The sequence below is a fragment of the Caulobacter sp. B11 genome (assembly GCF_002737765.1).
In the GTDB taxonomy this organism is placed as follows: domain Bacteria; phylum Pseudomonadota; class Alphaproteobacteria; order Caulobacterales; family Caulobacteraceae; genus Caulobacter.
On sequence record NZ_PEGG01000031.1, the window covers coordinates 1 to 10,554 of the forward strand.

Sequence of the window (10,554 nt, forward strand, 5' to 3'; positions counted from 1 at the left end):
GACCGACTTCCTGGGCCGCAACGACCTGTTCCAGAACGCTGTCCGCAAGATCGCGGCCGTCGGCCTGGATCACGTCGGCATCGACGCATCAACGCCGGCAAGACCTCGGATTCCGAAGTCGTCGCCGACGTCCTGACCAACTGATCGCCCCATCGGCGAGAACATGGTCCTGCGTCGCTCGGCCCGGTTCAGCGTCGCCGAAGGGCGCCGTGTCGACCTATATCCACAACGCCACCGCGCCCGAACTGGGCCGCATCGGCGTTTCTGGTGGCCATCGAAGGCGCCGGCGACCAGGCCAAGATCCAGGAACTGGGCCGCAAGATCGCCATGCACGTGCCGCGACGGCTCCGCTGTCGCTGTCGCCGGATGATCTGGACCAGGCCGCGATCGACAAGGAACGCGCCATCTTCACCGAACAGGCGCTGGAATCGGGCAAGCCCCCGGCCGTCGTCGAAAAGATGGTCGAAGGCCGGATCCGCAAGTTCCTCGAAGAAGTCGTGCTGCTGAAGCAAGCCTTCGTGATGAACCCGGACCAGACCGTCGAGCAGCTGGTCGCCGAGACCGGCAAGGAACTCGGTTCGACCCTGACGGTGAAGGGCTTTGTTCGCCTCGCCCTCGGCGAAGGCGTTGAAAAGGCTCCGGCCGGTGATTTCGCCGCTGAAGTCGCTGCCATGACCGGCGGTCAGGCCTAGTCCAAGGCTCCCAGGCGCGTCTTCGGACGGGCTCGGGATCCCTGAAGTCTTCAAGGGCGCGGCGCGTTTGACGCGCGCCGCGCCCTTGTCACGCCTGTGAAGTCTCGCGGGCGGCAAAACCGATCCCACTTTTGCCGAACGCGCACTATGTTGCGTCTCGACGACTCAGGAACAGCCGGCCCATGTCCGATCTCAGCCCCCTCGCGCCCAAACAGTACCGCCGCGTGCTCCTGAAGGTGTCGGGCGAGGTGCTGATGGGCGATACCCCTACGGGATCGACACCAACACCGTCGAAGCCGTGGCCCAGGACATCGCCCAGATCGTCAAATCAGGCGTGGAGCTGTGCCTGGTGATCGGTGGCGGCAACATCTTTCGCGGCATGGCGGGCGCCGCCAAGGGCATGGAACGCTCCAGCGCCGACTATATGGGCATGCTGGCGACCGTGATGAACGCCCTGGCCATGCAGGATGCTCTCGAGCGCATCGGGGTCTCCACCCGCGTGCAGTCGGCTATTCCCATGGCGACCGTCTGCGAGCCCTATATTCGCCGCCGGGCTCAGCGCCACCTTGAGAAGGGGCGGGTGGTGATCTTCGCCGCAGGCACCGGCAACCCGTTTTTCACGACCGATACAGCCGCCGCGCTTCGCGCCGCGGAAATGCAGTGTGACGCACTGTTCAAGGGCACCAGTGTCGACGGGGTCTATACCGCCGATCCCAAAAAGGATCCCGACGCCAAGCGCTATGATCGCCTCAGCTACATGGACGTCCTGGCCAAGGATTTGCGGGTCATGGACGCCTCAGCCGTGGCCTTGATGCGTGACAGCAATATTCCGATCATCGTGTTCTCGATCAAGGGACGGGGCAATCTGCTCACTGTCCTGCGAGGCGAGGGGACCCATACGGTCGTCTCCGACGATCGCGCCGCTTAGTTCCAGCGAGGAGAGCCACATGGCCGCCGCCGAAAAACCTGTTCTGGCCCGCTACAAGGACCGCATGGACAAGGCCGTCCTGTCCCTGAAGGAAGACTTCGCGGGGCTGCGCACCGGTCGCGCCTCCGCGGGCCTGCTCGACCAGATCATGGTCAATGCCTATGGCTCGATGGTGCAACTCAACACCGTCGCCTCGATCAGCGTGCCCGAGCCGCGCCAGATCAATGTCAATATCTGGGACAAGGGCGTCGTCTCGGCCGTTGAAAAGGCCATCCGCAATTCCGACCTGGGTCTAAACCCCGTGGTCGAGGGCAATAATCTCCGGATTCCGATCCCGCCCCTGACCGAAGAGCGCCGCAAGGATCTGGTCAAGATCGCTGGCAAATACGCCGAGGCCCAGAAGGTCGCCGTTCGCAATATCCGTCGCGACGGCAATGACGACCTGAAGAAGGCCGAGAAGGCGAGCGTGATCAGCGAGGACGAGCTGAAGAAGATGGAAACCGAGGTCCAGAAGATGACCGACGCGGCCATCAAGCAGGTCGACGAGGCCTTGAAAACCAAAGAACAAGAGATCATGCAGGTTTAGTCGTCACCGGTCGGGGAGACGAGAAGGAAGGCTTAAGCGTATGGCGCCGACCACGGGCCTGCAGGATGTCTCGACGCACGCTGTTGGTGCGTCGCGGGGCCTGCACGTGGCCATCATCATGGACGGCAATGGGCGTTGGGCGAAGCGGCGTAATCTGCCGCGCGTCCTGGGCCACCGCGCCGGCGTGGCGGCGTTGAAGCGTACCGTCGAGGGCGCCCCCGCGCTTGGCGTGACCGTGCTGACGGTGTTTGGCTTCTCGACCGAGAACTGGAGCCGCCCGGCCAGCGAAGTCTCCGAACTGATGGCGCTGCTGAAGGCCTATGTTGAGTCGGATCTGGATCGGCTCGCCAAGGAAGGCGTCAGGGTTCGGATCATTGGCCGGCATACGGGCCTGCCCTCGGACGTGCTGGACGTGATCGAGCGCGCCGAACGACGGACCGCGGACAATCATCGTTTTCTGCTTCAGGTCGCCTTCAACTATGGCGGCCGGGCCGACATTACCGACGCCGCCCGCCGCTTCGCCCAAGCTGTTGCGCTTGGCGAGGCCAAGGCTGAAGATCTTGATGAAGCGCGTTTTGAATCGCTGCTTTCAACCGCCCAGGCGCCCGCGCCCGACCTGATCATCCGCACCAGTGGAGAGCGGCGTATTTCCAACTTCCTGCTTTGGGAATGCGCCTATTCGGAACTGGTGTTCCAGGATGTCCTGTGGCCCGACTACGGACCCGACGCCCTGGCCGCGGCCCTGACCGACTATCGAAGCCGTGATCGGCGCTATGGGGGCTTAGCTGCCGATGACGTCGCCGTCGCCGGCTAAGCGTTTCAATTGGACGAATTTGCGGGTGCGCGTGGTCTCGGCCACCGTGCTTGTACCCACCGTCGTGGCCGCCGTGTGGTTCGGCGGGGTCTGGTTCCTCGGGCTGATTGCGGTGGGCGTGGCCCTGCTCGCGCGCGAATGGGCGATGATGAGCGCCAAGCGCACCCCGATCGGCGTGGCGTCGGTCATCGCGGTCGCCGTGCTGGTGGCCCTGATCGCCGCCTATCGCGATCATTATTATCTGACATGGCCCCTGGTGATCGGCGGCGCGATCGCGGCGGCCCTGATCGCCCGCGGCGCGGTGGAGCGACGGGCCGACGCCGCCTATGGCGTGGTCTATATCGCGCCGGCCTGCATCGCCATGGTCTGGCTGCGCGAGGGCCCTGCGGGGCTCAGCTGGGTGCTGCTGATGTTCACGGTGACCTGGTTCGCTGATATTTTCGCGTTCGTTGTCGGCAGTCTCGCCAAGGGTCCCAAGCTCTGGCCGCGCTTTTCGCCGAACAAGACCTGGTCGGGCTTCTTTGGGGGCCTGGTCGCCGCGACCATCGGCGGCGTCTTCATCAAGCTGCTGGCCGATCTTCTGCCGGCCCTGCCGCCGATCGAAATCGGCTGGCCGGTCGTGGCGATCACCGGCTTTCTCGGCGGACTGGCGACCATGATGGGCGATCTTTGGGAGTCGATGTTGAAGCGTCGCTTCGGCGTCAAGGACTCCGGAGATCTGATACCGGGTCATGGCGGCCTGCTGGACCGGGTAGATGGTCTGATGTTCGCCGCCATTGTCGTCGCCGGCGTTCGCCTTTTGGCGCAATGGGGTTGGTTGACGTGACCACGCCCCGCAAGGTGGTGGTCCTGGGGTCTACGGGCTCGATAGGCGTTTCGACCCTAGACCTGTTCGCCCAAGCCCAGCTGGACGTCGAGATCCTGGCCCTGACGGCGGGCCGCAATGTCGAGAAACTGGCTGAGCAGGCCCGACGTTGGAGGCCCCGGATCGCCGTGATCGCCGATCCGGCGCTTCTGGGCGACCTTCGCCAAAGGCTTGCGGGCTCGGGTATCGAGACGGCCGCCGGCCCCGACGCGGTCGTGGAAGCGGCCGCCATGGGGGCTGACTGGGTGATGTCGGCGATCGTCGGCGCGGCGGGGCTGGCGCCGACGCTCGCCGCCGCGCGCACGGGCGCGGTGATCGCCCTGGCCAACAAGGAGAGCCTGGTCTGCGCGGGCCCTGACCTGCTGGCCATCGCCCGGGCCGCCGGGGGATCGGTGATCCCGGTCGATTCCGAGCATTCGGCGATCTTCCAGGTTTTGCAGCGCGACTGCCTGGACCGGGTCGCGCGCCTGATCCTCACCGCCTCGGGCGGACCGTTTCGCACCTGGACCCTGGAGGCCATGGCCCAGGCGACGCCGGCCCAGGCCGTGGCCCATCCCAACTGGTCGATGGGCGCCAAGATCTCGGTCGATTCCGCGACGATGATGAACAAGGGCCTCGAGATGATCGAAGCCTCCTATCTGTTCAGCACGCCTCAGGAACGCATCGATGTGGTGATCCACCCGCAATCGGTGATTCACAGCCTAGTGGAATATACCGACGGTTCGACCCTGGCGCAGCTGGGGCCGCCGGACATGCGCAGCCCCATTTCCTGCGCCTATTCCTGGCCGGAACGGCTGGACTGGCCTGCGCAGCGCCTCGACCTGGCCGCTTATGCCCAACTGACCTTCGAGGCGCCCGACCACGACCGGTTTCCTTCCATCGGCATCGCGCGTGAAGCGCTGCGCCTCGGCGGGGGCGCTCCAGCGGCGATGAACGCGGCCAATGAGGTCGCGGTCGCGGCCTTCCTTGACCACCAGATCGGCTTTCTGGATATTGCCGGCGCGGTGGCGGGGACCCTGGAACGCATGAATAGCCTTGGAGACCTCGCCACGACCGGCGGCGACGCCCTCGACAACGCCCTGATGACAGATGTCAGCGCTCGCCGCATTGCGGCCGAGGTTGTCGGTCAAGTTCACCGTCGAAACTGAAGACGAGAAAAATCCCGACATGCTCGGCTTCATGCAGTCCGCCGCTTCCTACGTCATCGCCTTCCCGCTGGTTATCCTGCTGGTCGTGACGGTGCATGAGCTTGGGCACTTCTGGGCCGCCAAGGCCTTCGGGGTCGCGATCGATCGATTCGCCATCGGCTTCGGCCGGCCGATTCTCTCCTGGCGGGACAAGTCGGGCGTGCAGTGGCAACTCGGCTGGATCCCATTGGGCGGCTATGTGCGCTTCGCTGGCGACGAGAACGCCGCTAGCGTGCCCGATCAAGACGATCTGGCCAGCCTGCGGACGGCGATCGAGGCCCGGGAAGGCCGAGAGGCCGTCGCGCGCTACTTCCATTTCAAGCCCCTGTGGCAAAGAGCGATCGTGGTCGCGGCCGGGCCCGTGGCCAATTTCCTGCTGGCGATCGTGCTGTTCGCGGTCCTGCTCGGCGTGTTCGGCGAGACCGTTCGGCGGCCGATCGTCGGCGGCCTGATTGAAGGCGGCGCGGCGGCGCGCGCCGGATTCCAGCAGGGCGACGTGGTGCTGTCGGCCAATGGCCGTCACCTGAAGAGCTTCGACGATCTCGATCGGTTCGTGATGCTGCGCAGCGACGTGCCGATCCACTTCAAGGTCAAACGCGGCGACCGCGAGATCGACCTTGAGGCGACACCGGCGCTGCAGTCGATTCCGGATGGCCTCGGCGGCAGCCAGAAGGGCGGCGTCCTCGGCTTTGGCGCGCCGGCCATCGTCGCTGAGGTTCAAAAGGGCTCGGCCGCCGAGGGCGCGGGCATCCAGCGAGGGGATGTGATCCAGCGGGTCGATGGCCGCCGCATCGGCAGTTTTGAAGACCTGACGGCGCTTGTTCGGGCCAAGGGCGCCCAACCCATCACCCTGAGCGTCTATCGGGGCGGCGAAACGCTCGACCTGACGGCCACGCCCCGGCTGGGCCAGGCGCCCGGCGCCGATGGCAAGACCGAGCGCAGGGTGCTGCTCGGCCTCAGCGGCGGCATTCCGCGCAGCCACGTCGAACGCATTCGCTACAACCCCATCCAGGCCGTCGGCGCGGGCATGCGCCGGACCTGGGACGTGCTCGACACCACGGTCTACTATCTGGGGCGCATCATTCGCGGCCAGGTTTCCGCCGAGCAGATCGGCGGGCCGCTGGGCATCGCCAAGACCTCGGGTCAGGTCGCCCAGGCCGGCGCCGCTGGCGCTCCGGATTTCCCGACCATGATGCTCGGGGCCGCGGTGGCGCTGCTCGGCCTATCGGCGATCCTGTCCGTCAGCATCGGTTTCATGAATCTGTTGCCAATACCCGTTCTGGACGGGGGGCATTTGCTGTTCTACGCCTATGAAGCGGTCGCGCGGCGGCCGTTGGGGGCGCGGCTGCAAGCGGCCGGCTATCGGGTTGGTCTTGCGCTGTTGCTGGGTTTCATGTTGTTCGCGACGTGGAATGATCTGCAGCGCTTGAGCGTGTTCAAATTTTTTGGCGGCCTCTTCTCGTGAAAGGCCGCCTTTCGTCCATGATTGGTCCCATGAACAAAATTCGCGCCCAAAGCGCCGCGTTCGCCACTATCGCTGCGCTGCTACTCGGATCCACCGCGCTGGTCGCGCCTCAGGCGGCGTTCGCCCAGGCCCAGAGCGGCGTGGTGCAACGCATCGTCGTTCAAGGCAATGAACGGATCGAGCAGGGCACGGTGTTGTCCTATCTGCCGATCCAGCCCGGCGAAACCGTTGATCCCCAGCGGCTCGACCTGGCGCTGAAGACCCTGGCCCGCACGGACCTCTTCGCCGACGTGAAGATCGAGCTGTTGGGCGGCGACCTGATCGTGAGGGTCGTTGAGAACCCGATCATCAATCAGGTGGTCTTTGAGGGGAACTCGGCGCTCAAGGAAGACAAGCTGAAAGACGAAGTGCAGATCCGCCCGCGCGGCATCTTCACCCGCGCCAAGGTTCAGGCCGACGTTCAGCGGATCATCGAACTTTATCGTCGATCGGGCCGGATCTCGGCGACGGTGACGCCCAAGGTCGTCGAGCTGCCGCAAAAGCGGGTCGATCTGGTGTTCGAGATCAATGAAGGGCCCAAGAGCGGGGTGCTGGGGGTCAATTTCCTCGGCAACAGCGAATTCTCGGACAACGATCTGCGCGATGTGATCGTGACCAAGGAGTCGCACTGGTACAAGTTCCTGACCAGCAACGACAATTACGATCCCGACCGGATCGAGTACGACCGCGAGCAGCTGCGCAAGCACTACCGCAACCGCGGCTATTTCGATTTCCGCGTTGTGGCCTCGGTGGCCGAACTGGCCGCCGACAAGAACGGCTTCGCGATCACCTATACGGTCGATGAGGGCCCGCAATACAAGTTCGGCAAGATCACCGTCGACACCGAGCTGAAGAAGCTGGACGGGGCGCTTCTGGCCCAGATCGTGCCGATCCGCGCCGGTCAGCTGTATGAAGACGAGCGCATCGAGCAGGCGACCGACGCCCTGACCTTCGCGGCGGGCGCCGCCGGCTTCGCCTTCGTGGACGTTCGGCCGCGCTATGTGCCCAATCGCGAGACCAACACGGTCGACGTGGTGTTCCAGGTCCGTGAAGGGCCGCGCGTCTATGTCGATCGCATCGACATCGTCGGCAACACCCGCACTCTGGACTATGTGCTGCGCCGCGAACTCGAGGTGGCCGAAGGCGACGCCTATAACCGCGTGCTGGTCGATCGCTCCAAGAACAATATTCGCCGCCTGGGCTTCTTCAAGGACGTCACTATCGAGGAGCTGCCCAGCGGCCAGCCCGACCGCACAGCCCTGCGCGTGAAGGTCGAGGAACAGCCGACCGGTGAGCTTTCGTTCAGCGCCGGCTACAGCTCGGTCGACCAGCTGGTGCTCGATGTCGGCATCACCGAGCGCAACTTCCGCGGCCGGGGCCAGAACCTGCGGGCCCGCGTCTCGGTCGGTTCGCTGCGCCAGCAGATCGATTTCGCCTTCACCGAGCCGCGCTTCATGGGGCGCGACCTGCGCGCCGGGGTCGACGTCTATTCGTACCGCTACGACCTCAGCGACTATGCCGCCTATGACACCAAGTCGACCGGCGGCAATCTGCGCTTCGGCTTCCCCCTGACCCAGAACGCCTCGATGAGCGTGCGCTACACCCTGCGTCAGGATGAGGTCAGCGTCGCCGACAGCCTGTGCGCCGGCGGCTCGGTGTCTCAGATCCTGTGCCTGCAGCGCGGGGCCTATATGACCTCGCTGATCGGCTATGGCCTGCGCCTGGATCGGCGCAATGACCCCATCCGGCCGACGCGTGGCTGGTTCGCCGACCTCAACCAGGACCTGGCGGGCTTTGGCGGCGACGTGAACTATCTGAAGACCGAAGCCGACGGCGGCTGGTACTGGGGCTTCAACAAGGACTTCGTGTTCAGCGCCACCGGTTCGGCGGGCTATATCGAAGGCTGGGGCGGCGACAACGTTCGGATTAATGACCGCTTCTACAAGGGCGGCTCATCGTTCCGAGGCTTCGAAACGGCGGGTATCGGGCCGCGCGACATCAGCGTCGACAGCAATTCGATGGGCGCCAAGCTCTATGCGGTCGGCACGCTTGAACTGACCATTCCGACCCTGTTGCCCGAGCAGTACGGCATCAAGGCCGCGCTGTTCAGCGACTTCGGCACCGCCGGCCTACTGGACGACGTTGACCGCCAGAACTCGCCGGGGGTGTTCAATGCGAACATCCGTGACGACCTCTCGCTTCGCGCGTCGGCAGGCGTCAGCATCGACTGGAAATCGCCCATGGGGCCCATCCGGTTCGACCTTAGCCAAATTCTTGCCAAAGAAGATTACGACAGAACCGAAACGTTCCGGTTCTCCACCTCCACAAGGTTTTAATGAGCATGATCTCCAAATTCCTCGTCGCGACCGTTTCCGGTCTGACCGTGGTGGCCATGGCGTCCAGCGCCCTGGCTCAAGCCGCGCCGCTGGCCAAGCCGGCGGCGGCGCCCGTCGCGCCGCAGATCACCCACGGTCCCGCCATCACCGGCCTTTGCGTGTTTTCGTCGGGCGCCATCCGGGGCGCCTCTGTCACGGGCAAGGCGATGGACGCGCGTCTGAAGGCTCTGCAAACCTCGGCCGAAGCGCCGCTCACGGCGCGTGAAAAGGCCCTGCAAACGCGCATCGAGGCCTATAACGCCGGCGCCAAGACCGCTGCCGTCGATATCAACGCTCGGGAAAAGCAGAAGTCCGACCTGGAAGTCGAGCAGAACGCCCTCCAGCGTGACGCCGGCCACATGCAGCTGGAACTCGTCGCCACGGCCAATCTGGCTCAGCAGCAATATGGCGCTGAACTGCAGCCTGCGGTGATTGCGGCCTACCAGCAAAAGCAGTGCAGCATGCTGCTGGAGCGCAATGGCGTGGCGATCTTCAATCCCGCCATGGATATCAGCGCCCAGATCATCGCTCTGCTCGACGCGCGAGGCAAGGCCGCCACGTTCCAGAGCTTCGAGCGCACCAAGCTGACGCAGCAACAGGCTGCTCAGCTGGCGGCCGAGCTGCAACGCAACTAATCTGCAATTTGCCGCGGGACCGCGTCTCGATCCTCGCGATCGAGAGGCGGTTCTGCGGTGAAGTTGACTCGCGGCGTCGATCCTTCGTCTAGATTGCCTTGGGGCGGGTGATTCCTCGTCCGCCTGGCGGGCGCCGCCGAGAGGACTGCATGCCGGACGCAAGATTCTTCGAGACCCTCGGCCCGGTTTCCGTGGCCGATCTCGCCGCGCTGAGCGGGGCCCGCTTGGCGGATGCCGGCCTGGGCGACCGCCTGATCGGCGGCGTCGCGCCCCTGGATGGCGCAACCGTCACCGACATCACATTCTTTTCTGATCGAAAACGCCTTGCCGCTCTGACCGCGAGCAGCGCCGGCGCCTGTTTCCTGCGCCCGGACAGCGAATGCGACGCGCCGGCCGGGTGCGCGGTGCTGATCACCGCCCACCCTCAGGCCGCCTGGGCGGCGGCGGCCAACCGTCTGTTCGCCCCGCGCCTCCACGTCTCCGCGACCGCGGCCCTGCATCCCGACATCGAGATGGAGAAGGGGTAAGCATCGGCCCGGGCGTCATCATCGGGCCGGGCGTTTCGCATCGGTCGCGGCACAAGGCTGGCGCCAGGCGCTGTGATCGGTCCAGGCGTGACCATTGGGCGAAACTGCGTGATCGGCGCCAATGCGGTGATCGGCTTCGCCCTGATCGGCGACCGGGTCTCCATCCATGCCGCGCGCGGTGATCGGCGAAGCGGGCTTTGGCGCCGCCGCCGGGGCCAGCCGGCGTGGTGGATCTGCCGCAGTTGGGCCGGGTCATCCTGCAGGACGGCGTGACCATCGGAGCCAATAGCTGCGTGTGATCGCGGAGCCTTTGCCGATACGACCATCGGCGAGAACACCAAGATCGACAATCTCGTCCATGTCGCCCACACAACGTCAGCATAGGTCGTAACTGCGTCGCGGCGGCCTATACGGGCATCTCCGGCAGCACGGTCGTGGGCG

Annotated in this window: 10 protein-coding genes and 1 pseudogene; all 11 read left to right on the plus strand. The window is 65.2% G+C overall.

The features are described 5' to 3' along the window. Positions 1–209 precede the first annotated feature (209 nt). The 11 genes and pseudogenes from tsf (at position 210) to CSW58_RS14665 (ending at position 10,386) form a co-directional block, all read left to right on the plus strand. Positions 210–692, plus strand: coding sequence for a translation elongation factor Ts (gene tsf, locus CSW58_RS02205; protein ID WP_369825056.1), 483 nt, complete (start codon positions 210–212; stop codon positions 690–692). 182 nt (positions 693–874) lie between these two features. After that, positions 875–1,620 (plus strand): annotated as a pseudogene (gene pyrH / locus CSW58_RS02210) (UMP kinase). 19 nt (positions 1,621–1,639) lie between these two features. Next, on the plus strand, positions 1,640–2,206 hold the full coding sequence (frr, locus tag CSW58_RS02215) for a ribosome recycling factor (RefSeq protein WP_099446130.1): 567 nt from the start codon (positions 1,640–1,642) through the stop codon (positions 2,204–2,206). A 40-nt stretch (positions 2,207–2,246) separates the two neighbouring features. Then, complete coding sequence (gene uppS, locus CSW58_RS02220) at positions 2,247–3,020, plus strand: polyprenyl diphosphate synthase (RefSeq protein WP_099446131.1); 774 nt, start codon at positions 2,247–2,249, stop codon at positions 3,018–3,020. Further along, positions 2,998–3,846 (plus strand): phosphatidate cytidylyltransferase, encoded by an 849-nt coding sequence (locus tag CSW58_RS02225; protein ID WP_099446132.1) that lies wholly within the window; start codon positions 2,998–3,000, stop codon positions 3,844–3,846. The genes uppS and CSW58_RS02225 overlap by 23 nt, the downstream gene beginning before the upstream one ends. Further along, complete coding sequence (locus CSW58_RS02230) at positions 3,828–5,033, plus strand: 1-deoxy-D-xylulose-5-phosphate reductoisomerase (protein ID WP_099446133.1); 1,206 nt, start codon at positions 3,828–3,830, stop codon at positions 5,031–5,033. Before CSW58_RS02225 ends, CSW58_RS02230 begins: the two co-directional genes overlap by 19 nt. 31 nt (positions 5,034–5,064) lie before the next feature. Further along, the gene (rseP, locus tag CSW58_RS02235; RefSeq protein WP_236627596.1) at positions 5,065–6,537 is read left to right on the plus strand and encodes an RIP metalloprotease RseP; all 1,473 of its coding nucleotides are present in this window, start codon (positions 5,065–5,067) and stop codon (positions 6,535–6,537) included. A 17-nt stretch (positions 6,538–6,554) separates the two neighbouring features. Next, a complete protein-coding gene (gene bamA, locus CSW58_RS02240; protein WP_099446136.1) occupies positions 6,555–8,912 on the plus strand; it encodes an outer membrane protein assembly factor BamA in 2,358 nt (785 codons plus the stop codon). Between the two features lie 5 nt (positions 8,913–8,917). Beyond that, positions 8,918–9,586, plus strand: a complete 669-nt coding sequence (locus CSW58_RS02245; RefSeq protein ID WP_236627597.1) for an OmpH family outer membrane protein — start codon at positions 8,918–8,920, stop codon at positions 9,584–9,586. 191 nt (positions 9,587–9,777) lie between these two features. After that, positions 9,778–10,113 (plus strand): LpxD N-terminal domain-containing protein, encoded by a 336-nt coding sequence (locus CSW58_RS14660; protein WP_236627598.1) that lies wholly within the window; start codon positions 9,778–9,780, stop codon positions 10,111–10,113. A gap of 72 nt (positions 10,114–10,185) precedes the next feature. Continuing rightward, positions 10,186–10,386 (plus strand): hypothetical protein, encoded by a 201-nt coding sequence (locus CSW58_RS14665; protein WP_236627599.1) that lies wholly within the window; start codon positions 10,186–10,188, stop codon positions 10,384–10,386. Positions 10,387–10,554 lie beyond the last annotated feature (168 nt).

Bases quoted from the DNA above. Each gene is read 5' to 3' on its own strand.
- frr (WP_099446130.1), top strand. From the start codon at position 1,640: ATGGCCGCCGCCGAAAAACCTGTTCTGGCCCGCTACAAGGACCGCATG.
- uppS (WP_099446131.1), top strand. From the start codon at position 2,247: ATGGCGCCGACCACGGGCCTGCAGGATGTCTCGACGCACGCTGTTGGT.
- CSW58_RS02225 (WP_099446132.1), top strand. From the start codon at position 2,998: ATGACGTCGCCGTCGCCGGCTAAGCGTTTCAATTGGACGAATTTGCGG.
- CSW58_RS02230 (WP_099446133.1), top strand. From the start codon at position 3,828: ATGGGGTTGGTTGACGTGACCACGCCCCGCAAGGTGGTGGTCCTGGGG.
- rseP (WP_236627596.1), top strand. From the start codon at position 5,065: ATGCAGTCCGCCGCTTCCTACGTCATCGCCTTCCCGCTGGTTATCCTG.
- bamA (WP_099446136.1), top strand. From the start codon at position 6,555: ATGATTGGTCCCATGAACAAAATTCGCGCCCAAAGCGCCGCGTTCGCC.
- CSW58_RS02245 (WP_236627597.1), top strand. From the start codon at position 8,918: ATGATCTCCAAATTCCTCGTCGCGACCGTTTCCGGTCTGACCGTGGTG.